Consider the following 22,647-nt stretch of genomic DNA (forward strand, 5'->3'; position numbering starts at 1 on the left):
TGTGCCTCCGGTCCTTGCCGCTGGGCGGGCTCGTCCTCGGGCGCCGATGGCCCTGCGAAGCCAGAGCGGCGGAGCCCGACCCGCGCCGGAGGCACCGGTGGTGTCGATCACCTCTGGCACCTCTGGCGACATGCTCCACCTCATGGCGCGCATGGCGGCAGCTGCGCGAGCGGCTCGCTCTGTTGCCCAGAGCTGCCCGGACCCCATGTTTCCAGCTTCCGCGACCGAGTGAGCCTGCGCTTGCGCCAGCGGAGACAGCACACCTGCTCCTGAGACAGCACACCTGCCCGGTGTGGTCGCTGGGAACGACAGCGTGGTCAGTAGCCGGGCACGCTCGAAGCCCATAGCCTCGCAGGCAGACGGCTCAGGCTCGGCCATTTCCGCAGAGGAGGAGCGAGCACATGCCCTTGAACGATCCGGCTCGCGCGCAGCGGCGCCTCCGCGGCGCACCCCTGCTCCGCTGCATCTGCTTGCTGCTCGTCGTGGCGACCCTCGCATGGGCCGCGGCCGCCCCGCCGCACGTCGCCGGCCCAGCCGCCGCGCCCGCCGCGCCTGCCACTCCAGCCGCGGCGCCTGCCACTCCAGCCGCCGCGGCCGCCGCCGCGGCCGCCGCAGTCCCCCTCGATGCCCGCGCTGTCGCGCGCGCAGCGCACCTCGCCTTTCGCCCCGACGGCGGCGCCTGGACCGGCGGCGGAGATACCTACCGCGTCCGCGCCGCCACCGAGGCCTTCGAGGTCGTCCCCATCGCCCCGACCGCCGCGCGCGCGGTCGCGCCCCTGCGCGTCGCTGCCGCGCGCGTGGCCCGCGGCGATCGCGCCCTCGGGGACCCGCCCGCTTCGGCGCGCGGCCGCGTCGAGCGCGACGGCCACCTGGTCCTCGACCGCGGCGAGCTCGCTCAGCACCTGCGCAATCGTGACGATGGCGTCGAGCTGAGCTTCTCGTTCCCCGCGCGCCCCGAGGGCACCGGCGATCTCACCGTCCACCTCTCCACCGCCGGCCACGGCTACGCGGGCGAGACCGCCGGCGGCCACCACTTCGCCGACGCCTCCAGCGGTGTCGGGATCCGCGTCGGCCGCGCCACCTGGATCGACGCCCGCGGTGCGGCCGTGGAGATCCCGGTGCAGGCCGTGCCCGGCGGCCTCGATCTGCGCGTTCCGGAGGGCGTCCTCGAGCGCGCTGCGTACCCGGCCGTGCTCGACCCCCTCCTCTCCCCCGAGCTCGAGATCGATGCCCCCGTCACCACCGCCGCCGTCAACGATCAACACGACCCCGCCCTCGCTTGCGACAGCGGGGTCTGCCTCGTGGCCTGGAAGGATTCCCGGTCCGGTTCGGTGCGCGTTCGCGCGGCACGCGTCACCCCTGACGGCGGAGTCCTCGACGTGCCCGCGATGGACCTCGGCGAGGTTTCCTGGAGCGATTCCGGCGGCAGCCACGCGCTGAAGGTCGCCGCGGGCGGCGGCCGCTTCCTGGTCGCCTTCGGCATCGAGGCGGGCCCGGGCAAGGACGGCTACGGGCCACCCACCCACCTGCGCGCCGCGCGCGTGGACCTCGACGGTACCGTCGTCGATCCGGGTGGCTTCGACCTCACCGCGCCGGCGCTCGACCGCCGGGACGGCGAGCTCGCGCTCACCGCGGCACCCGGTGGGTTCCTCGCGTTCTGGGGCCGCAACGAGGGGGGCAAGCTCAGCCTCCACCGCGCGCACATCCCGCTCGAGGGCCCGCCGCGCGATCCCGACGGCGCACCCCTCCTTCCCGGCGCCACGCCCATGGCCGCCACCTCCGCAGGCACCGACGCATTCCTGCTCTGGTACGAGTACGAGAGAGATAGGGGCACCCTGCGCGGCTCTCGCGTCAGCGCCGACGGCGTCCTCCTCGATTCGCACCTCGTCTTCGCGTCCGGCGTCGACTCTTCCTCCGTCACCGCTGCGGTGGCCTTCAACGGCACGCACTACGTCGTCGTCTGGACAACGAGGCACGACCAGCGAGCTCTCGCTTCCCGGGTGACGCCCGGCGGGGCGCTCGTCGACGCCTCCCCCTTCCTCGTCACCGACACGCCCTTGGACACCATCCAGGGCGCCGCCGTCGAGGGAACGACCACGTTCGTGCTCGGCATCCAGGACCTCACCGGCGACGACTGCTGCTGGTACACCGTCCTGCACCTGGCCCGGCTGAGCGCCGACGGCGCCCCGCTCGACGCCGATGCCCCGGTGGTCGGCGAGTTCGTCAGGGATGGCGCGATCGCCTCCACCGGCGCCGCCGTGCTCGCCTCCTTTCGCGGGTTGACCTCCTGCGACGACGCGTACGTGCTCGCCGGCGCGCGGCTCGGTGAGGCGCCCGCGCCGATCGAGGGGCCGCTCTTCCCGATCGCCCTCGGCGCCAACGCCGAGGACGAGCCCTCGGTCACCTTCGACGGCAGGAACTACCTTGTCCTCTGGCGGGACACCCGGACGAGCGCCTCGGGCGTGCGCGGCGGCATCTACGGCGCGCGCGTCAGCCCCGAAGGCGCGGTGCTCGATCCCAGCGCCATCCCCGTCGCCACCGGCGATCTCGTTCACTCCAGCGCGATCTTCGACGGCGAGAACACGGTCGTCTTCTGGGCCCGCGCCTGCCGCTGCAGCGACTGGCCGCCTTGCGGCCCGATCGAGGCCGCGCGGATCAGCCCTGACGGGGTGGTCCTGGACGAAGTCCCGCGCGTGACTCCGCTGAGGGTCATCCCTGCCATCGTCACGCGCGGGATCGGCGGCGGGACGGTGTTCGTCGACGACGATGGCTGGTCCAATCCACAGCTGTTCCACCTCGATCCGAGCGGCACCTTCAGCGGCCCTACGCCCGTCCTCGGCCTCCCTCCGGACAGCCACCCTCTGGCCATCGCCTCCGATGGATCTGGCTACCTGCTGTTCTTCCAGCGGCAAGACGCCGACGGGATCTTCGGCGTTCAGGTCAGCCCTGGGGGCGAGGTCCTGGCCCCCGGCGCATTCCCCGTGCTCCCCCGAGGCAGTGGGCCGCTGGTCGCGCGCTACGTGGACCCGAACTATGTGGTGCTCGGCCTGGCGGTGACCCAGACAGGGGAGCCCGAGATCCACGCAACCCGGATCACCCCTGCCGACGAGGTGCTCGATCCGGGAGGCCTCCGGGTCGCGTCGCTCAGCCCCTGCCCGTGGTGCTCGACCCTGCCTCACGGCGCCCGTTCTCTCGGCATCGCGTCCACCCCGGAAGGCGCGCTGCTCGCCTGGAGCCTGCCGTCGTCTCACCCGGCCACGCCGGCGATCCAGGGCGCCGTGCTCGACCCCGCGGGCGCGGTCAGCCCGGTGCGTTCCCTCGCGGGTGACCCGGGTATCCTCGGTTCGCTCGCGCTCGCCGCCGACGCCAAGGGCACCGCGCTGCTGGCCTACGCACGCTTCATGGAGGAGCCCGCCTACGACGCCCCGCGGGTCCGCGCGCGCCTGGTCGGCCCCTGCGGCCCGCTCACGTGCCCGAGCGGCCACTGCGTCGACGGCGTCTGCTGCGACACCGCGTGCGGCGGCGGCGATCCCTCCGACTGCTTGGCGTGCAGCGTCGCGGCCGGCGCCCCCGCGGACGGCACCTGCGCCGCCGTCGACGGCCTCGCGTGCGACGACGGCGATGGCTGCACCCTCGACGAGATCTGCCGCGCCGGCGTGTGCAGCCCCTCCACCGTCGCGCCCGAGTGCAGCCCTGGGCCGGTCGATCCTGGGCCGGTCGATCCCTGCGCGGCCCCGGGCGCCTGCCCTGCGGACGAGCCCATCGCCTTCGGCGGGTGCGGCTGCCGCCTCGCGCCTCCCCCGACCGGCGCTCGCATCCTCCTCGCCGCCGCGGCGCTGCTGCTCCTCGGCGTGGGCAGGCGAAGGCGCGGATCGCTTCGACGAACGACGGATCTGTCTTAGCGCGCCGTCGGGTCCGCGAGCCAGGCAGCGAGCGCCTCGGGCGGGAGTGCCAGCTTGGCATCGTCGAGGCGATCGGCGCCGAGGCGCTCGAACCGTTCAGCCAAAAGGGAGTGCTCCATCTCGGTCAGGGGTCGGCCCAACTTCTTCTCGAACTGCCTCGCCAGCACCCGGAGCTGCCCCTCCTGGAGGCCCTCCTTGCGCCCCTCCTGGAGGCCCTCCTTGCGCCCCTCCTGGAGGCCCTCCCTCCGCGCCTCGTCGCGTAGCGACTGCTTGAGCTGCTCGAACCACTGCTGAACTTCCGTCACGATCTCCTCCTCTTCCGCGTCTTCCGTCGTTCGCGCCGAGGGCTCGGCCGGGACCTCGAAACGCAATCTTAACAGCCAGGGCAGGGCGATGCCCCTCTCCCAGGCGTCGTCGGGCAGGTCGATGAGCTCACGGATGGCATCGCGCAGCACGGCGCGCGCGCCGAGCAGGCGCAGGAGCAGGGTGCCTCGGGTGCGCGGCAGCTCGGCGATGACAACGAGGTCGATCCGCCATCCCGGCGCGGCCCGGTAGAGGCCGGGGCGCCCGGGCACCGGGTCGAAGCCGAACGCGTCGAGCACGGTGGCGGGCCGGCCGCTGCTGAGGACGCACAGCCGCGGGAAGGGCACGGGGCCGCCGTTGCGGCGCTCGAGTTCGTGGTGCCAGTGGAGCTGCTTGCGGACGCACCCGCGCAGCTCGGCCGGACCGGGGGTGTCGTGGAAGGGCTCGAACTGGCAGGGCTCTGCCGCGAGCTCGCCGAGCAGGCCGAGCTCTGCGCGCAACGCGGCGCGGGCGGGATCGGGCGTGTACCAGATGTCCATGATCTGGGAAGTTGCGATGACCTCGACCTGAGTGTCGGCGCCGCCGACGAGACCGAGGGTCTCGCGCAGGACGCTTTTGCCGAAGGCGTCGAATCTGCTGCGCATCGATGCGGTGACGAGAATGGGATTCATCGGACGCCCGAGCAAGCCAATTTTCGCGCGAGGCGTGCTGTTTTTGCGAAATGAGGGAGAGCGGCATCGCGTATGGGGAGGAGAAGAATCTGGCTATTACATGCGCCGCATCGATGTCATCTAGAAATCGTATCTTCAGCGCTGCACCGCCACAGCGTGGGGGGGGCGCGAATCGATGAACAGGAGAGTGGCAGTTCATCGCGCGGATGTTCGGGGTGTGCGTGCGCGTACCGCGGGAGAGCGCGAACGACGCGGCGGTCGAAGGCGCGGGCCTTGATGCGGAGGATCGAGCTCGCGCACGCAGCGCGCTGGCCCGTGTCACGTACGAGCACGGCAGCTCGCCCCTACCTCTGGGCTGCATCGACGTCGGCGTTCGGCGGATCCAGAACGCCTGAATAGCCGGAAAATTTCACCAGTATTGCATGCGCGAGAGCAGAGCCCTGGGCCACCTGGGCGGGGGCAGCTTCTCCCTCTTCAGCGACATCGCCCCTGGCCTTGATGCCGCGGAGGGCCGGGGAGCAGCCTGCCGATGCGGGGAAGGAGAAGATGCGACAGCAGCGCGCTCGCGCTCGGCCTTCGTCGCGTCGCCGCGCCCATGGCATGATGGGGCGAGATGCCGGCCGCTGTAAGAAGCACGACATGGGGCCCGCCCTCTGCTAGACCGCGGAGGCCCGAACGGAAGGACGCTGGGACGCGGAAGGCTCGATCGCATGCTGTCGCTTGAAGCGGGGAGCGTCGTCGGTGGGAAGTATCGCCTGGAGCGGCCGCTGGCGGGCGGCGCCATGGGCTTCCTCTGGGTCGCCCGGCACCTCCAGCTGGACGTCGAGGTCGCGCTCAAGTTCATGATGCCGCAGCACGCCGACTCCCCCGTCGCGCGCGCGCGGTTCGAGCGGGAGGCGAAGGCCTCGGCCCAGCTCCGGACCCCCAACGTGGTCCACGTCTACGACTACGGCCTCGAGGGCGACACGCCCTACCTCGCGATGGAGCTGCTCGAGGGCGAGGACCTCGCGGCGTACCTCGCGCGCCACGGGCGCCTCGAGCCGGAGGAGCTGGTCGGCATCGTGAGCCAGGTGTCCAAGGCGCTCCGCCGCGCGCACGAGGTGGGGCTCATCCACCGCGACCTCAAGCCGGCGAACATCTTCCTCGCGCGGCAGGGCGAGGAGGTCGTCAAGATCCTCGACTTCGGGGTCGCCAAGGCGATCGGCACCGGGCTCGCCGCCGACGCGACGAAGACCGGCACGCTGATCGGCTCGCCGCACTACATGAGCCCCGAGCAGGTGCGCCGGAGCAAGACGATCGACTTCCGCAGCGATCTCTGGTCGCTCGGCGTGATCATCTTCCAGTGCCTCACGGGCCAGCTGCCCTTCCCCGGCGAAGAGCTCGGCGACGTGCTCGTGGAGATCTGCACGGGCGACATCCCGGTCGCCTCGCAGCTCGCGCCGAATATCTGGCCCGAGCTGGATCGTTTCCTGGAGCGCGCGCTCAAGCGCGAGCCCGCGGAGCGGTTCCAGAGCGCGAGCGAGCTCGCCCGCGCGTTCGCCGCGGCGGTGCAGCGCACGGCGGTCCCGGACTCGCGCGACTCGCTGGACTCGACCGAGGCGCTGGCTCACGGCGGCGCGCCGGCGCATGGCGTCGCGCACGCTCTCGGCAGCGCGCCGGCTCACGGCGTCGCGCCAGCTCACGGCATCGCGCAGGCTCTCGGCATCCCGCCGGCTCACGGCGTCGCGCACGCTCACGGCGTCGCGCCGGCCGGGGGTGGCACCGTGGCCCTGGACGACGCGGTGACCGCCGGCGGCACGCTGGCGGCGGGCGGGACGGTCGTCGAGGACCGCACGCGGGTCCCGGGTGGCGTGGTGGGCGCGGGCGACACGCTGGCCGCGGGCGGCACGCTGACCGCCAGCGGCACGCTCGAGGCCGTGGGAGGCGCGCTGTCCCCGCCCGTGGATCGTCGCGCCCCGTCGCGGGCGGTGCTCGCCGTGGCTGCGAGCGTGCTCCTGGTCGGCCTGGGGATCGCCGCCGTCGTCCTGCTTCGCTCGCCTGCTCCCGACGTCACCGCTTCCCCTGCGGCGACGTCTCCGCCGGACGCTCCAGCGTCCGCTGCACCGCCGACACAGGTGGAGGAAGTGCCTGCCCCGCCTCCCCCGGACACGAGCGCCGTCCCCGCCACGCCGGCGTCGTCGGCCCCGACCAGCGCGGCCTCCGCCTCGGCGGCCCCTCCATCTGCGGCCCCCCCACCTGGCGCCGCGAAGGCCGCGCCAAGGCCTGGGCGCCCGCAGGCGCCTCCCCCGGCCAGCAGGCGGCCCTCTCAGGGGGCGCCCTCCAGCAAGGGCGCTTCCGAGAAGGATCCGACCTTCGGCTTCTAGTATCCCGTTTCTGAAGAGCGCGAATTAAAGCCGTCGATGAACTTGACCGTCTCGTCGAGCGGCGCCCGGCCCGTACGGGTGTAACCGACCGTGGGGTCCTCGTAGCCGATCGACATGCCGCAAAAGAGGATGAGCCCGTCCGGGGGTGACAGGACCTGCGCGACGGTCTTGCGAACCTGCGACCACGCCATCTGCGGACAACTGTGCAGCGCTTCGGCGCGCAGCAGCAGCATGACAGTCTGCAGATACATCCCTGTGTCGGCCCACTGGGCCGGGCCCAGGTCACGGTCGACGTAGCAGAACAGGGCGGCAGGCGCGCCGAAACAGTCCCAGTTGGCGATCGCGGCCCGCTGCCGCGCCTCCCAGTCCTCGCGAGCAATCCCGAGCGAGGCGTAGCGCTCCCTGCCGAAAGCGGATCGGCGCTCTCTGTACGGGGGCTTCATTCCCGGCGGGTACATTTCGTACTCCCGCTCGTCCCACCGGTCGCCTGCAGCCACGCGCTCGACGGCGAGCCTCTTGAGCTCAGCCAGCGGCGCGCCGGTCACCACGTAGATGTTCCACGGCTGGAGGTTCGACCCGGATGGCGACCAAGCCGCCGCGGATAACACGCGCTCCAGAACCTCCCTCGAGACCGGCTGGTCGGTGAATCCTCGCACCGCCCGTCGGCTCCTGACTGCCTCATAGACGTCCATGACCGCCTGCCTCTCCAGATCTTCTCATTGAAATCACAATCCTATTCGACGACTTGGCCAGGGTCGAATCGCCGCGTGGCGGAGCGAGACCGACTCGGGTGGACCACGCTCATCGCCTCCACGGACGTCGCCGCTCATGTCGTCAGGCACCTTGCGCCAGCGCGCGAGGACGAGGACGAGGACGAGGACTTCGGGCACGGCGACCTCCTCCACGCCGCGGACGCCGTCGACCAGGCCTGGGCGCCGCTCGCCCGGTGGCTCCTCCACCACGGAAGCCCCGCGGGGAGCGCGCCGGATCCTCCGAACCGGCGCGCTCCGGGCTGCACGACGAGCGAGTTACCCCGGGCTCGACACGCCCGGTGATGGTTGGGGGCGGCGCTTCCAGCCCCTCGAAACTCCAGCCCTTCGGAGGCCCGCCCCGCCACGGGCGCCTTCATTAAGGCCCTTAGTCTACCACTTGAGAGATCGTCGGCCCGCTCTGGATGAGCCGGGTCGGACAGCGCATGTCCTAGCCCACGTGCGCTTCTACAGCCTGTTTAGCGGCTCTTTCGCGTCGTCGGTCGCGCGAACGCCGACGGACGGCGAAGCGCCCGCTGTGACGCCACGGCGAGAGCGCGCAGCCCATGCTGGAGAGTGGTTGGCATGACGCACGGCGACGGGGTGGGACGTCGAGGAGAGGGCGCACTGCGGGGGTGGCTCGGGCTCCGGATCGACCGGCATGGCGAGGACGAGCCGGACGTTTCATGAGCCCTTGACTACGGGGGCGCGAAAGGATGAGGCTCCTCCGCCATGGCTGGCCTGAAGGGGTTCACTGTGGGCGCCGAGCCGCGTCGCGGGATGCTGGCTCGCAGCTTCTCAGAGAGAACCATCCGCACCACGCCATCGTCTTGACATTCTCGCTGGGATGTGAACCCGCCGTGGTTCCTCCGACGCAAAATTAGTTCCACATCGCGCTGGACAACACAGAGCAGATCCTACAGACGTTCCCATGTTCCGAATTGGAACATGAAAGGCGAACCGCAGGGATTCGCCCACGATCCGCCCTTTGTCCGAGGTTGCTCCCGGCACGTTCGATTACCAAGCCGAACTGCCGTGGTGTACCTCAGGACCGATCGCTGGTCAACGGGGCTCAGCCGCATGGGGCGGCGCTTCCACGCGTTAGCCAACAACCAAACCCAGTGGAGAACGAACATGAATGACGCCATGAGCGGTTTCTACAGCGAGTGCGAGCGCCACAAGAGGGTCAGTGGGGGGAGACTGAGCAAGACCGATGCGATGCGGATAGGGAAGAGGCATGGCATTCCGGCGGATGAATTGCCCGAGGTCTGGGACGAGGAGAATTGTGGCGTGATTGGCGGCAGCAGCCAGCACTCGGCCGACTGGATCGACGGACGGCAGCGATACCTAGACTGAGCCAACGGCGCCCGGCGGTCGCTCTCGCAGGAGTTGCCGCCGGGCGTTCCATTCATTGTCGCTTCAGTAGAACGGGGTGTCCGGAATGCACCGTGCGAGTGTCCGGAACGCGGATGGCGCCGATGTGGTTCCGGACATCACCTGGGCGGCGAGGCGGCCGGCCATGTCGAACATGCAACCCTGATTCATTCACTCTCCTGGGAAAGCGACGGTAGTTCAACAATCGATCGATGCCGTCGGCGGCGCTCTCTCTTGTGGGGCTAGAAAATCCGCACGCTCGGGCACGTGCGGCGGCTGGCGCGCGCGGGGGGCCGGCGGAGGAGCAGGGCGCCTGCTCGGCGACGTCCGTGGCAAGGCTTGCCCCCCTTGCGTTGGGAGCCCCCGCCGAGCTCCCGCTCAAAGGTTCGCGGTCGTCAGCCAGTGGGGGTTCTTCGTCGTGCCGTCGTAGCGCTCCGTGGTCTTGAAATGCTCGTGTTCCCCTCTGGCCCCGAGCTCGGCGGTGCGCGCCAGGATCGCCGAGACGCGCTCGCTGCCGAGCGGCTGGAACGTGTAAGCCGCCTTGAGCGCCTGCTTGAGGACACCCAGGCTGTCGCAGCCGGTGATGACCACCGACGTCGGCAAGCTCATGGGATAGTGCAGGCAGGTGATCGGCGAGACCACGCCCGCCTTCGCGATCTCCCCGCCGGCGAACGGCTTCATCCCCAGCACCCCGATGCCCTGCTGCGTCAGCACCGGGAGCACCGCCTTCTCGAAGCTCCGGTAATGGGGATCCAGGACGTTGAGCGGCATCTGCACGGTGTCGAGCGGGACGCCCTGCCGCTCGGCCATCTTCAGCATGGCGAGGTGGATGTCCGGGTCCTTGTGCCCCGTGAAGCCGATGAACCGGATCTTGCCGGCCTTCTTCGCGGCCACCAGCGCCTCCATCGCGCCGCCGGGCCCGTAGATCTGCTCGGGATCGCTCATCCGGATGATCTCGTGCATCTGCACGAGATCGATGACGTCGGTGCGCAGCCGCCGGAGCGACTGCTCGAGCTGCGCCTCGGCGGTCGCCCGGGTGCGGCCGTCGAGCTTGGTCATCAGGAAGACCTTGCTGCGGTATCCGTCCTGGAGCGCCTTGCCCATGCGCTCCTCGCTCTTGCCGTCGTGGTAGTCCCAGCAGTTGTCGAGGAAGGTGACCCCGTGATCGATCGCGAAGCGAACGAGCCGGATGCTCTCCTGCTCGTCCTTGGGGACCGCCATGTGGAAGCCGCCGAGGCCGAGGAGGCTGACCTTCACGCCGGTCCGCCCGAGAGCCCTCGTCGGCATCACGCCGCCCGCCGGTAGCGTGACGTCCTCTTCCTCTGGCGCCCCGGAGGAAGGCCCCTCGGGAGGCTCCGGAGCGCCCGCGCCCGGGGATGTAGCGTTTTGCCGCAGCTGCGCGCTCTCCGCACACGCGCCGAGCGCGAGGCTTGCGCCCGCGGCGTGGAGGAAGGTCCGCCGAGAAGGTCGCTTCGTCATGACAGGGCAACGCTCCTTTTCAGGGCGAAGCCAGACTGCAGGGGACATGCCATGCGAACACAGGCACGAGCCCACGTTCACGACCCAGGGGGTGACCGCTGGGGGGTGAAGGAGCTCATGGCCGTCCGAGACGCGACTGGGCGTGAGCAGCCTGGGGGGAGGACCGCAGGGCGGTCAGCGCGGCCTGGTAGACCGTCTGGAAGCGAGCCTGCTCTGGCGCGAGCGCGGCGGCGCGTTTCAGCGGCTCGAGCGCTTGATCCTGGTGGCCTTGCCGGACCAGGGCGAGGCCCAGCGAGTGGAGCAGCTCGGCCTGCTCGGGAAGACGGGTGATTCCGCGCCGGAGCAGCGCGACGCCGTCCGCGTCGCGACCGAGCTCGCGATAGAGATCGGCGAGGTTCACGTAGGTGGGGACGTAGCCGGGCTCGATGCGAAGCGCGGCGAGGTAGGCGTGCTCGGCGTCGCGCGGCTTGCCCGTGCGGGTGAAGATCAGGCCCAGGTCGTTCTGGGCCTCGGCGCGATCGGCGTGGAGGGTTTGCGTGGCGATGTACTCGCTCAACGCCCCGTCCAGCGCCCGCGCGGCGCGCTCGGGCAAGGCGCCGAGGTCGACGCCCGCAAGCACGCGCGCGGCTTCGACGCGCACGCCGCGTACGGGATCGGCGAGGAGCGGCGCGGCGACGGCCGCGGCGCGACGGGGATCGTAGCCCTCCAGCGCGCTGAGCGCAGCGCGCCGGAGCAACGGGTCGGGATCGGCGAGCGCCGCACCGAGAATGGCGAGCGACGCGGCCGTCGGGGCGGCGCGCAGCGAGGCGAGCGCGGTGGCGCGCGCGATGGCGGGGACGGCGCCGTCGGTCGCGAGCCGCTGGAGCTCAGCGGCAACGGCCGGGTCGCCGGGCGCGGTGCGCGCGAGAGCCAAGGCCTCGGTATAGGTCTGGTAGCCCTGCGCGGGACGGCCGAGCCAGGCTCGCACGGCGTCTGCGGCCCAGCTCGCCGGCTTCTGCGCGTGGCAGTCGGTGCATGGGTTCGGGATCCCGAGGCGGACCGAGAGATCCGGCCGAGGCACCCGGAAGCCGTGATCGTGACGCACGTCGACACCCATGTACGTGCGCGCCGGCATGTGGCAGTCGACGCAGCGCGGAGCGGCGGGCGCGCCGGGCGTAGCGCTGGCATTCGCTGCGGCGGCGTTCGCGGCGTGGTGGTGATGCGCGGGGACATCGAAGCGCGCCGGTTCATGGCAGGACGCGCACACGCCGTTGCCCTCGGCGCGCAGACGGCCGGAGTGCGGCTCGTGGCAATCGCTGCACGTCACACCCGCATTCGCCATCTTGCTTTGCTGGAACGAGCCATAGGTGAAGACCTCGTCGCTCATCACGCCGTCGGGCGTGTAGAAGGGCGCGGTCAGCAGCTCGAGCGCGACGCTGTCGAGCAGCGGAGCGCCGTGCCGGAACGGCTGCGAGAGGGTCTCGCGGCGGCTGTGGCAGAACGCGCACGTGGCGCTCTCGGTGCCGCTCGAGGCGCTCTTGCCACGCTGCACGGTGCCGCTGGGCAGCCGCGTCCACGTGGCGTCCTTGCGCTCATCGAAGCGCACGTCGAGGCCCTTCGAGGGGTCCGGCGTCCTCGCCTCGGTCCAGTCGAGGTGGCGCGCGCCGCCGCCGTGGCAGCCTTCGCAACCGACGCTGATCTCGGACCAGGTGGTGGTGAAGTGATCCGCCGCCGCGTCATACCCTTTCGTGACGTGCGTCGAGTGGCACTCGGCGCACATGTGATTCCAGTTCTGGCTGGCGGCGGTCCAGTGCAGCACGTCGCCGGCGCGCACGTCGTCGCGGTCGTGCAGGTGGTACCAGCGCTGCCCACCGCGTGCCTGGGGGCGCGCGTCCCACGCGAACGGCAGCGCCTGCAAGCGCCCGCCCGGGCCGGCGACGAGGTATTGCTGGAGCGGCTCGACGCCGAAGGTGTACAGCACCTCGTAGCGGTGCAGCTGGCCATCGGGGCCGTCCGTGGTGACCCAGTATTTCCCGCCCTGGCGATCGAAGCGGTGGACCTGCCCGGCGTAACGCAGGCGCGCCCCATCGAAGTTCCCGAGCACGGTGGCTGCGGTCGCGTGCTGCATGGCCCGCGCGTGCTGCGAGCCCTGCCACGCGGCGTGCTCCTCGGCGTGGCACGGCGCGCATCGGTCGCTGCCGACGAAGCCGGCCGCCGCGCGCTCCGGCGAGCGCTCCGCCGGGCTGACCCGCGTCGCGGCAGCCAGCGAGGCCTCCGCAACGCCGCCTCGCGCCGCCCCGGGTTTCACCCCCGAAGCGCTCGCCGTGGAGGCGTCGTCTGGCGTGAGTGACGACGCGCTCGTGGACGCGCGCCAGACCACGAGCCCGATGAGCGCCAGAATCAGGACAGCGATGGGCCACGAGCGAACGAGTCGAAAATCGGCCATGTGCGGAGCGGACGCGAGCGCCGCCGCGAGACGCGGGTCGTGCAGAGACGCCCGGGTCTCGCGTGCGGCAGGGTGCGCGTTTACTCGGTGAGGATGACGCCGCGGGCGGTGGCGTACTGCGCCCACGCGGCGGCGAGCTCGGCCGCCACGATATCGTCGACGACGACGCGTCCGGGCAGCGGCGGCTCACCGGCGCCGGCGCTGTCGTCCCATTCGCCGTGTCGGTTCGAAAATGAGCGTATAGTCGGCCTTCGGCCAGACCTTGGTGAGGTCGAACGGGTTATGCCGGTGCGTCCGCGCCTGCGCCTCGGACATGACCTGAATGCAGAGCTTCCAGCGCGGAAACCGCCCCGCCTCCAGGCTCTCGAACAGGTCGCGCTGGTGGCTCTCGCGGTCTCGCCCCACCACCGCCTCGGCCTCGGCGTCGGTGAGGTTGTCGATCCCCTGCTGGCTGATGAAGTGGAACTTGACCCACACGCGCTCGTTCGCGGCGTTGATCATGCTGAAGGTGTGGCTGCCGAAGCCGTGCATCGCGCGATAGCTGCGCGGAATCCCGCGGTCGCTCATCACGATCGTCACCTGGTGGAGCGCCTCGGGCAGCGACGTCCAGAAGTCCCAGTTGTTGTCCGCGCTGCGCATCCCGGTCCGGGGGTCGCGCTTGACGGCGTGGTTGAGGTCGGGGAAGCGCAGCGGGTCGCGGAAGAAGATCAGCCGCTCGATCCTCGAGCGCCACGGCGGCCGACTCTGGGCCGAGCCCAACCCTGGTTTCGGCGCGACGCTTCGCTTCGAGCTGCCGGCCGTCGAAGGAGCCTGAGCGACGCGGACGGCGATGAGAGGCCGCGGACTCTCGTGTCCGCGGCCCTCGCTCTCACGACTGGATGAACTCCAGCAGATCCGGATTGACGACGTCCGGGTTGATGGTGCACAGGCCATGCCCCAGGCCCTCGTAGACCTTGAGCGTGCCCTTCTTGAGCAGCTTGATCGACAGCAGCGCGGAGTCCGCGATCGGCACGATCTGGTCGTCGTCGCCGTGCATCACGAGCGTGGGCACATCAATCTTCGCGAGGTCGTCGGTGAAATCGGTCTCCGAGAACGCCTTGATGCAGTCGTAGTGCGGCTTGATGCCGCCCATCATGCCCTGCCGCCACCAGTTGTCGACGACCCCCGGCAGCGTCTTGGCCCCTGGACGATTGAATCCATAGAACGGCCCTTCGGGCACGGCGCGGTAGAACTCCGCGCGGTTCGCGACGAGCGCGGCGCGGAACCCATCGAACACCTCGATGGGAAGGCCACCGGGATTCTTGTCGCTCTTGACCATGATCGGCGGCACGGCGCCGATGAGCACGGCCTTGGCCACGCGGCCGTCCTGCCCGTGCTTCGCGACATAACGCGCCACCTCACCGCCGCCCGTGGAGTGGCCGATGTGCACCGCGCCCTTGAGACCAAGGTGAGCGGTGAGCTGCGACACGTCGCTGGCGTACGTGTCCATCTCGTTGCCGTCGAAGGTCTGCGACGAGCGCCCGTGACCGCGACGATCGTGCGCGATGACGCGGAAGCCCTTCGCAAGGAAGAACATGAGCTGCGCATCCCAGTCGTCTGCCGACAGCGGCCAGCCGTGATGGAACACCAGAGGCCGGCCGCTGCCCCAGTCCTTGTAGAAAAGCTCGACGCCTTCTTTGGTCTTGAAAATCGGCATGTGGCGCTCCTTCTATCTATCGAATGGCGTGACGCAGAGACGAGGCCACCTGTTCGGCGGCGAGCTGCGGGTACTGATGCTGCGGGGCGTGCTCCGACTCAGGATACACGGCCAGATGAGCGTTGGGGATCTTGCGGTTCAGCGCGAACCGGTTGTCCACGGCGGTGCTGATGTCGTTGTCGCCGCTGATGATGAGCAGCGGCGTCCGCGTGACCATCAGCTTCTGCAGCCGCCCGGCCTCATCGGCGTGATATTCCTCGGCCGCGACGACGGAGAAGCGCTATGTGACGCCGGAGAGCCCGGCGTCGCTCGGCACCTTGGACGCCGTGCTGCTGAGCCACGATCATCACGCCGACAACCTCGACCTGGCCGGGCGTGCGCTCGTCGCCGACGAGGCGCGCGTCGGCCGAGTGGTGACGACGGTGCCGAGCGCGCGGCGACTCGCTCGCCCCGCCTCGACGACGCGCTTCCTCGAGCTCGGCGGCACGCTCGAGCTCTGACGCACCTGTCGCTCTCGAGGGGTGCTTGACTCCTGCAGCCGGCGCCTCTATGACATTCGCGCATCTAGATACATGAATACATGAGTCTTTCCGAATACATCGAGACCCTGAACCTCCTCGGGGACGAGAGCCGGATACGGCTCTGCGTGCTCCTCCGCGAGCGCGAGCTGCGGGTGACGGATCTGGTTCGCGTGACGGGCATCGCGCAGTCGCGCGTCTCGACGCACCTCGGGCGGCTCCGCGAGGCGGGGTTCGTGCGGGATCGGCGCCAGGGGCCGCAGTCGTTCTATGCGCTCGCGGTCGACACCCTGCCCGGGACCGCGAAGGCCCTCCTCGATGAGGCCACGAAATCGCCCGACCCGACCCTGGAGGGCGACCAGCGGCGCCTCCTTGAGCTCGACGCCGAGCGGCGCGGCGGCCTCCCCGAGTCCTTCGCCGGCGAGATGGAGCGGCACTACTCCCCGGGCCGCACATGGCAGTCGCTCGCTGTCGGCATCGCCGCGTTGCTCCGCCTCGGCGACGTCCTCGACGTCGGATCGGGCGACGGCGCGGCGGCCAGCGCGCTCGCGCCTTACTGCCGCTCGCTCACCTGCGTCGACTCGAGCAGCCGGATGATCGAGGCCGCGAGAGAGCGGTTCTCGACCCAGCCCCACGTCCGCGTCCAGGTCGCCGACGTCCACGCGCTGCCGTTCGGAGACGCCTCCTTCGACTCGGTCCTCGTGTTTCACACGCTGACCTACGCCGAGGACCCGCCGCGGGCGCTGGAAGAGTGCGCCCGCGTGCTCCGCCCGGGCGGTCGGGTGGTCATCCTGTCGCTCGACGCGCACCAGCAGCGGGAGATCACCGTGCCCTACGGCGAGCGCCACCCCGGCTTCTCGCCCTCCGACATCCGCGCCATGCTCACCCGCGTGAAGCTCGATGTCGCCGCGTCCGAAGTCGCCTGCCGCGAGACAAAGAAACCCCATTTCCAGGTCGTGCTCGCCATCGCCGACAAGCCGACCCCCGGTCCCTCCAAGAGCGCCAAGCGAGGCTGATCATGCCGTCCAACAACACAACGCCTCCCCTTCATCCACTCCAGAAGCTCCTCCAGAGCCGCATCGTCATCATCGACGGGGCGATGGGGACGACCATCCGCACCTACGGGATGAAGGAAGCGGACATCCGGGGCAAGCGATTCGCGGATTCGAAGAAAGACCTGCTGAACAACGGCGATCTGTTCTCGCTCACGCAGCCGGAGATGATCTGCGACATCCACCGGCGGTTCCTCGAGGCCGGCGCGGACATCATCGAGACGAACACGTTCGGCGCGACAAGCATCACCCAGAGCGAGTTCTTCGTGGACGACCCGCGCGAGCACGGCGGGCGGAAGGACCCGGCCTTCTATCAAGGGATCATCGACGACCCGTTCCTCAACGACCTCGCCTGGGAGATCAACGAGCAGTCCGCGCGGCAGTGCCGCGAATGGGCCGATCGCGTGGCGAACGCCGACGGGCGGCAGCGGTTCGTCGCGGGCGCCATCGGCCCGCTCACCGTCTCCCTGTCCAACTCCCCGGACGCCGACGACCCCGGCTTCCGCGTCGTGACGTTCGATCAGGTGAAGCAAGCGTACGTCCACCAGATCCGCGCCTTGATCGCCGGCGGCTCCGACGTGCTGCTGGTCGAGACCATCTTCGACTCGCTCAACGCGAAGGCCGCGCTCGTCGCCATTCGAGAGGTGTTCGACAAGGACGGCAAGACCCTGCCGGTGATGATCTCGGCGGCGGTCGGGCGCGGCGGAGAGACGATGATCTCCGCGCAGACGGTCGAGGCGTTCTGGAACGCGGTGAAGCACGTGAACCCGCTCGCCATCGGGCTGAACTGCTCGCTCGGCCCGGACCTGATGTATCCGTTCCTGTCCGACCTCTCGGAGAAGTCCAGCGCCGCGATCTCCTGTTACCCGAACGCCGGCCTGCCCAACCCGCTCTCCCCCACGGGCTTCGATCTGGAGCCGCCGGACATGGCGCGCCACATCGGCGGCTTCGCGGACGCGGGCCTCCTCAACATCGCCGGCGGCTGCTGCGGCAACACGCCCGAGCACATCGCGGCCATCGCCAAGGCGCTCGCCGGCAAGCCCCCGCGCGCCCTCGACCCGAGGCCCCCCGCGGAGGCCCCGCCCGGCGGCGCGGCCTCTTCCGGTTCCGGCCCGCCGATCCCCCTGCGCCTGTCCGGCTCGCAGCCGTTCACGCAGCAGCCCGGCGTCTACATGATCCTGGGCGAGCGCACCAACGTCGCCGGGTCGCCGAAGTTCGCGAAGCTCATCAAGGAGGGGAAGTTCGAAGAAGCGGTGAGCGTCGCGCGCCAGCAGGTCGAGAACGGCGCCAACGTCATCGATATCTGCATGGACGAGGGCATGATCGACGGCGTCGCCGCGATGACGCGCTTCCTGCTGCTCCTGGCCAGCGAGCCCGAGGTGGCGAAGGTCCCGTTCATGGTGGACTCGTCGAAATGGGAGGTCATCGAGGCGGGCCTCAGGTGCATGCAGGGCAAGGGCATCGTGAACTCCATCTCGCTCAAGGAGGGTGAGGCGAAGTTCCGCGAGCACGCGAGGACCGTCCTCAAGTACGGCGCCGCCGTCGTGGTCATGGCCTTCGACGAGCAGGGGCAGGCCGCCACCTACGAGGACAAGATCCGGATCTGCAAGCGCGCGTACGGCATCCTCGTCGACGAGGTGGGGTTTCCTCCCGAGGACATCATCTTCGATCCGAACATCCTCACGGTCGCCACCGGCATGGAGGAGCACAACAATTACGCCGTCGACTTCATCGAGGCCACCCGCTGGATCAAGGCGAACCTGCCGCACGCCAAGGTCAGCGGCGGCGTGTCGAACATCTCGTTCAGCTTTCGCGGCAACAACCGGGTGCGCGAGGCCATGCACTCGGCGTTCCTCTACCATGCCATCCGGGCCGGCATGGACATGGGCATCGTCAACGCGGGCATGCTCGAGGTGTACGAGGAGATCGAGCCGGAGCTCCGCGAGCTCGTCGAGGACGTCCTGCTCAACCGGCGTCCGGACGCCACGGAGCGGCTCGTCGACTTCGGCGAAGCGCTGAAGGCCAGGAGCGCCGGCGCCGCCGCGACCGAGAAGAAAGAAGAGGAGTGGCGCAAAGGCACCGTCGAGGAGCGGCTGTCGCACGCGCTGGTCAAGGGCATCGATACATACATCGATATCGACACCGAGGAGGCGCGCGCCAAGCTCGGCCGCCCGCTCTCCGTGATCGAGGGCCCGCTGATGGATGGAATGAGCGTCGTCGGAGATCTCTTCGGCGCGGGCAAGATGTTCCTGCCGCAGGTGGTGAAATCGGCGCGCGTGATGAAGAAGGCCGTCGCGTACCTCACGCCGTTCATGGACGAGGAGAAGGCGGCGATGGCCGCCGCCGGGCAGGAGGTGAAGACGCAGGGGAAGATCGTCCTCGCCACGGTGAAGGGCGATGTCCACGACATCGGCAAGAACATCGTGGGCGTCGTGCTCGCCTGCAACAATTACGAGGTGATCGACATGGGCGTCATGGTCCCGTGCGAGAAGATCCTCGAGCGGGCCAGGCAGGAGAAGGCGGATCTGATCGGCCTGAGCGGGCTGATCACGCCGTCGCTCGACGAGATGATCCACGTGGCCCGCGAGATGGAGCGGCAGAACTTCAAGCTGCCGCTCCTGATCGGCGGGGCGACGACCAGCAAGGCGCACACGGCCGTCAAGGTGGCCCCGCATTACAGCGAGCCGGTCGTGCATGTGGTCGACGCGAGCCGCGCCGTGCCCGTCACGACGAGCCTCCTGAGCGAGGAGGGCAAGGCGGCGTTCGTCGCCCAGCACCGCGCCGAGTACGAGAAGCTCCGGCGGCTCCACGCGGCGCCGAAGCACAAGCTCGTCTCCCTCGAGGCCGCGCGCGCGAACCGGACGCGGATCGAATGGCGCGCCGAGGACGTGCCGGTGCCCGAGTTCACCGGCGCGCGCGTGCTCGAGGACTTCCCGCTCGCCACGTTGCGCGAGTACATCGACTGGACGCCGTTCTTCCACACGTGGGAGCTGAAGGGCGTCTATCCGCGGATCCTGGAGCACGAGAAGTACGGCGAGCAAGCGCGCCAGCTCTTCTCCGAGGCGAACGCGCTGCTCGACACGATCATCGAGAAGAAGCTGCTCACGGCGCGCGGCGTCTATGGCTTCTTCCCCGCGAGCGCGGTGGGCGACGACGTGGAGGTGTACACGGACGGGACGCGCACGAAGGTGCTCGATCGGTTTCACTTCCTGCGCCAGCAGACGGCGAAGGAGGGCGGCGAGCCGAACCGATCGCTCGCGGATTTCATCGCGCCCAGGGAGACCGGCCTCCGGGACCACATCGCCGGCTTCGCGGTCACGGCCGGGATCGGCCTGAAGGAGCTGTGCGGGCGGTTCAGGGCGGTGCACGACGACTACAACGCCATCATGGCCGAGGCGATCGCCGATCGTCTGGCCGAGGCGTTCGCCGAGTGCCTGCACAAGCGGGTGCGCGACGAGTGGGGTTATGGCCGGCAGGAGGACCTGACCAAGGCCGAGCTCATCGAGGAGAAATACCGCGGCATCCGGCCCGCGGCGGGCTACCCGGCGTGCCCGGATCACACCGAGAAAGGCACGCTCTGGCGGCTGCTCGACGTCGAGAAGAGCACAGGCATCCAGATCACCGAGTCGTTCGCGATGTGGCCCGGATCGAGCGTGAGCGGCCTGTACTTCGCGCACCCGGAGGCCCGGTACTTCAGCCTGGGAAAGATCGATCGCGACCAGGTGGTCGACTACCACGCGCGCAAGGGCATGACCGTCGCGGAGGTCGAGCGCTGGCTCGGCCCGAACCTCAACTACGATGCTTCAAACTAGCAGAAATCCCACCAGAAAAACCGGTCCATGACGAGCGGTCGCTGGAAACAGTAGCGATTCTCATGGCTTCCGCCTGTTTCGCCCCAGCTGCGCCTCGCGCCGGATGTGCAATGAGGCGGCGACGCTCGTCGATCGTATCTTCCCCAACGTGCCCGTCAGGCAGTGGGTCATGTCGCTTCCGTTTGAGCTGCGTGCGCTTGCGACCAAAAGGTCCGACGTCCTCGCGGCGATGGAGCGCATCTTCGCGGAGGAGATCGCCCGCGTGACCACGCGGCTCGCGAGCATCGCCGGCGCACGGACGGGCTCGGTCGGATTACCTCAGAGATTCGGCTCGAGATTGAACGTTCACGTCCATTTTCACACGCTGGCAATCGACGGCGTTTTCGAGAAGACCGCCATGGGCGTGCGCTTCCACGATGCGCCGCCGCCTTCAAAGGACGATGTCAGCGAGGTGGCGCGACGGATGCGCGAGCGTGCGCTTCTTTGGCTACGGCGCCGCGGCTACCTCGACGAGCGCGCGGCCGAGGAGCGCAGCAACGAGACCATCGAGCCCTCCGCGCTCGATGCGTGTACCCAGCTCGCACTCGCAGGTGGAGCGTATCTTGCGCGGCCTTTCGAGCACAAGGACAGTTCCGACGCGGCTTTCGAGCGCCGAGAGCGACGCTTCTCCGCGGCGTGCGACGGGTTCAACGTGCATTGCGCGGTGCGCATCGCAGCGGATGACGATCAGGGGCGCGAGAGGCTCGTGCGGTACTGCTCCCGCCCGGCCTTCGCACTCGATCGAATCGAGCTCCTGCCCGATGGGCGTATAGCGTACTTGCTGAAGACACCTCGGCGAGGACGCACTCACCGCGTCATGAGTCCAATGGAGTTCATGGCCCGGCTCGCGGCTTTGATTCCTCCGCCGAAGATCCCGCTTGCGAGATACCATGGCGTGTTCGCGCCTCGCTCGTCGTGGCGCTCTCTCGTGACACCCAGACCTCCGGCCCGCGCCGCGAAGTCTGAGCCGTGCGCGGGGCACGCGCCTCTGCCCGCCGCGCCCGCGCCCGCATCGCCCGCGCCCGCGTCGCCGTGCGCTCCGCCGGCGCTCTCAGCGAGGTCGCTCGCGCATGCCGAGCGCACGGTGCGAGTTGAGCCGACCCTGATCTCGGTCTTGCAACGGGGGCGGCTGCTCGAAGGGGAGTTGTTCGCAACGTCGCGCTATGTCGAGTGGGCCGTGCTCATGAAGCGTTCGTTCGGCTTCGATGCGCTCCGCTGCCCGAGATGCGAACGGAGGATGCGCGTGCTTTCCACGATCACCGACTCAGCGGTGGTGCGCCGCATCCTCGATCATCTGAACTTGCCCTCGCAGCCCCGAACGGCAGCACCCGCGCGCGATCCAACGTGGGAACCGATGGCGTTCGGGTTCGACGCGGCGTAGGTGGGCACCCGGCCCGAGCCCGTCATGGCGAACGCACGTCGCGGTCGTCGAGCCAGAGCTGCACCCCATGCACGGCGCGCGGGCCCTGCGACGGGGCGAGCGGGTGTTTGATGCGCGATAGACGGCTCGCCCGGCGCCGTTCCCGCGGGGCTGACACGGGCGAGAGCTCTATGGTTTCCTATCCGCTCTGCCCCGGTCCTGCCAGCTCTGCATGTTTGACCTCGACCCCACCCCAGTCGCCTAAAGTTCAACCGGTTACGCTACCGCGCGGTGAGGGCGTTGCCCACCCCGGATCGCCGGCGTCCCGCGCTCCGCCGCCTCCCACGCGGCCCGTAGGCTGCCCGCGACCTTCCCCCCCTCCATCGGCGGTCCCATCCGCTTGAGCGCCTCCAGACGCGCCGCCTCCAGCCTCGATCGGCGCTGCGCCGTCGCCCGGCGCTTCTCCACGATCGCACCCAGCACCTGCGCCGCCCGCTCCCACTGCGCCGCCGCACCCGGCGCGTGCGCGATCTTTCGAACGGCGTTCCTCGGCGCCTCCAGCTCGTCGCACAGCCGTCCGATCTCAGGGTGCAGCCGTGCGATCGCGCGCAGGTGACACCGCGTCTGCTTGTTGATCTGGAAACACTCTTCGAGGACGTGGCTCGGCGCGCGGACCACCCCGCACGCGAGCTCGTACCAGCGTCGCGAGCTCATGCGCCTACAGAAGCACCGGTTTCGAAACCTGCCAGAGTGAGGACTTCATTTTCTGCTCTACTTTAAAGAGTGTTTAAACACAGGATCAACGTCGACCCCAGGCGAGGGAAATGAATTTAAAGCATGAATGTAACGTGTGACGAAGAGAGCGCTGGTTGTCACGTGTCCCCATGACCTGACTGGCATTCGC

Annotated in this window: 15 protein-coding genes and 1 pseudogene; 8 read left to right on the top strand and 8 right to left on the bottom strand. The window is 69.7% G+C overall.

Annotation, left to right across the window (positions count from 1 at the left end; translation table 11 throughout):
- Window positions 1–401: 401 nt before the first annotated feature.
- Window positions 402–3,902 (top strand): hypothetical protein, encoded by a 3,501-nt coding sequence (locus WME95_RS42200; protein ID WP_437904915.1) that lies wholly within the window; start codon window positions 402–404, stop codon window positions 3,900–3,902.
- On the opposite strand, the gene WME95_RS42205 is transcribed toward WME95_RS42200, so the two are convergent.
- The gene (locus WME95_RS42205) at window positions 3,899–4,876 is read right to left on the bottom strand and encodes a hypothetical protein (protein WP_437904916.1); all 978 of its coding nucleotides are present in this window, start codon (window positions 4,874–4,876) and stop codon (window positions 3,899–3,901) included. The genes WME95_RS42200 and WME95_RS42205 overlap by 4 nt on opposite strands.
- 710 nt (window positions 4,877–5,586) lie before the next feature.
- Here WME95_RS42205 and WME95_RS42210 point away from each other — a divergent pair.
- A complete protein-coding gene (locus WME95_RS42210; RefSeq protein ID WP_437904917.1) occupies window positions 5,587–7,239 on the top strand; it encodes a protein kinase domain-containing protein in 1,653 nt (550 codons plus the stop codon).
- On the opposite strand, the gene WME95_RS42215 is transcribed toward WME95_RS42210, so the two are convergent.
- On the bottom strand, window positions 7,236–7,931 hold the full coding sequence (locus WME95_RS42215; RefSeq protein WP_437904918.1) for a nitroreductase family protein: 696 nt from the start codon (window positions 7,929–7,931) through the stop codon (window positions 7,236–7,238). The genes WME95_RS42210 and WME95_RS42215 overlap by 4 nt on opposite strands.
- Before the next feature lie 75 nt (window positions 7,932–8,006).
- Between WME95_RS42215 and WME95_RS42220 the strand changes: the two genes are divergently transcribed.
- Window positions 8,007–8,294, top strand: coding sequence for a hypothetical protein (locus tag WME95_RS42220; RefSeq protein ID WP_437904919.1), 288 nt, complete (start codon window positions 8,007–8,009; stop codon window positions 8,292–8,294).
- An 828-nt stretch (window positions 8,295–9,122) separates the two neighbouring features.
- Window positions 9,123–9,344 carry a hypothetical protein gene (locus WME95_RS42225; RefSeq protein ID WP_437904920.1) on the top strand — a complete coding sequence of 74 codons (222 nt, stop codon included), beginning with the start codon at window positions 9,123–9,125 and terminating at the stop codon, window positions 9,342–9,344.
- A 396-nt stretch (window positions 9,345–9,740) separates the two neighbouring features.
- On the opposite strand, the gene WME95_RS42230 is transcribed toward WME95_RS42225, so the two are convergent.
- The 5 genes and pseudogenes from WME95_RS42230 to WME95_RS42250 all read right to left on the bottom strand — a co-directional run bounded on the left by WME95_RS42230 (window position 9,741) and on the right by WME95_RS42250 (window position 15,179).
- The gene (locus WME95_RS42230) at window positions 9,741–10,841 is read right to left on the bottom strand and encodes an aldo/keto reductase (protein WP_437904921.1); all 1,101 of its coding nucleotides are present in this window, start codon (window positions 10,839–10,841) and stop codon (window positions 9,741–9,743) included.
- 115 nt (window positions 10,842–10,956) lie between these two features.
- Window positions 10,957–13,392, bottom strand: a complete 2,436-nt coding sequence (locus tag WME95_RS42235; protein WP_437904922.1) for a multiheme c-type cytochrome — start codon at window positions 13,390–13,392, stop codon at window positions 10,957–10,959.
- 105 nt (window positions 13,393–13,497) lie between these two features.
- A pseudogene (locus WME95_RS42240) lies at window positions 13,498–13,977 on the bottom strand (catalase); the annotation flags it as partial.
- A 157-nt stretch (window positions 13,978–14,134) separates the two neighbouring features.
- A complete protein-coding gene (locus tag WME95_RS42245) occupies window positions 14,135–14,962 on the bottom strand; it encodes an alpha/beta fold hydrolase (RefSeq protein WP_437904923.1) in 828 nt (275 codons plus the stop codon).
- A gap of 16 nt (window positions 14,963–14,978) precedes the next feature.
- Window positions 14,979–15,179 (bottom strand): alpha/beta fold hydrolase, encoded by a 201-nt coding sequence (locus tag WME95_RS42250; RefSeq protein WP_437904924.1) that lies wholly within the window; start codon window positions 15,177–15,179, stop codon window positions 14,979–14,981.
- A 67-nt stretch (window positions 15,180–15,246) separates the two neighbouring features.
- On the opposite strand from WME95_RS42250, the gene WME95_RS42255 reads away from it, so the two are divergent.
- The 4 genes from WME95_RS42255 to WME95_RS42270 all read left to right on the top strand — a co-directional run bounded on the left by WME95_RS42255 (window position 15,247) and on the right by WME95_RS42270 (window position 21,764).
- Window positions 15,247–15,462, top strand: a complete 216-nt coding sequence (locus WME95_RS42255; RefSeq protein ID WP_437904925.1) for a hypothetical protein — start codon at window positions 15,247–15,249, stop codon at window positions 15,460–15,462.
- A gap of 80 nt (window positions 15,463–15,542) precedes the next feature.
- On the top strand, window positions 15,543–16,496 hold the full coding sequence (locus tag WME95_RS42260; protein ID WP_437904926.1) for an ArsR/SmtB family transcription factor: 954 nt from the start codon (window positions 15,543–15,545) through the stop codon (window positions 16,494–16,496).
- A 2-nt stretch (window positions 16,497–16,498) separates the two neighbouring features.
- A complete protein-coding gene (metH, locus tag WME95_RS42265) occupies window positions 16,499–20,344 on the top strand; it encodes a methionine synthase (RefSeq protein ID WP_437904927.1) in 3,846 nt (1,281 codons plus the stop codon).
- A 169-nt stretch (window positions 20,345–20,513) separates the two neighbouring features.
- The gene (locus WME95_RS42270) at window positions 20,514–21,764 is read left to right on the top strand and encodes a transposase (RefSeq protein ID WP_437904928.1); all 1,251 of its coding nucleotides are present in this window, start codon (window positions 20,514–20,516) and stop codon (window positions 21,762–21,764) included.
- A gap of 255 nt (window positions 21,765–22,019) precedes the next feature.
- Here the strand turns inward: WME95_RS42270 and WME95_RS42275 are convergent, their stop codons facing one another.
- Window positions 22,020–22,457: a hypothetical protein gene (locus tag WME95_RS42275; protein ID WP_437904929.1), complete on the bottom strand. Its 438-nt coding sequence runs from the start codon at window positions 22,455–22,457 to the stop codon at window positions 22,020–22,022.
- Window positions 22,458–22,647 lie beyond the last annotated feature (190 nt).

The organism is Sorangium sp. So ce327 (genome assembly GCF_051530205.1).
GTDB classification, from domain to species: Bacteria; Myxococcota_A; Polyangia; order Polyangiales; family Polyangiaceae; genus Sorangium; species Sorangium cellulosum_B.

Bases quoted from the DNA above. Each gene is read 5' to 3' on its own strand.
- WME95_RS42200 (WP_437904915.1), top strand. From the start codon at position 402: ATGCCCTTGAACGATCCGGCTCGCGCGCAGCGGCGCCTCCGCGGCGCA.
- WME95_RS42205 (WP_437904916.1), bottom strand. From the start codon at position 4,876: ATGAATCCCATTCTCGTCACCGCATCGATGCGCAGCAGATTCGACGCC.
- WME95_RS42210 (WP_437904917.1), top strand. From the start codon at position 5,587: ATGCTGTCGCTTGAAGCGGGGAGCGTCGTCGGTGGGAAGTATCGCCTG.
- WME95_RS42215 (WP_437904918.1), bottom strand. From the start codon at position 7,931: ATGGACGTCTATGAGGCAGTCAGGAGCCGACGGGCGGTGCGAGGATTC.
- WME95_RS42225 (WP_437904920.1), top strand. From the start codon at position 9,123: ATGAATGACGCCATGAGCGGTTTCTACAGCGAGTGCGAGCGCCACAAG.
- WME95_RS42230 (WP_437904921.1), bottom strand. From the start codon at position 10,841: ATGACGAAGCGACCTTCTCGGCGGACCTTCCTCCACGCCGCGGGCGCA.
- WME95_RS42245 (WP_437904923.1), bottom strand. From the start codon at position 14,962: ATGCCGATTTTCAAGACCAAAGAAGGCGTCGAGCTTTTCTACAAGGAC.
- WME95_RS42250 (WP_437904924.1), bottom strand. From the start codon at position 15,179: ATGGTCACGCGGACGCCGCTGCTCATCATCAGCGGCGACAACGACATC.
- WME95_RS42260 (WP_437904926.1), top strand. From the start codon at position 15,543: ATGAGTCTTTCCGAATACATCGAGACCCTGAACCTCCTCGGGGACGAG.
- metH (WP_437904927.1), top strand. From the start codon at position 16,499: ATGCCGTCCAACAACACAACGCCTCCCCTTCATCCACTCCAGAAGCTC.
- WME95_RS42270 (WP_437904928.1), top strand. From the start codon at position 20,514: ATGTCGCTTCCGTTTGAGCTGCGTGCGCTTGCGACCAAAAGGTCCGAC.
- WME95_RS42275 (WP_437904929.1), bottom strand. From the start codon at position 22,457: ATGAGCTCGCGACGCTGGTACGAGCTCGCGTGCGGGGTGGTCCGCGCG.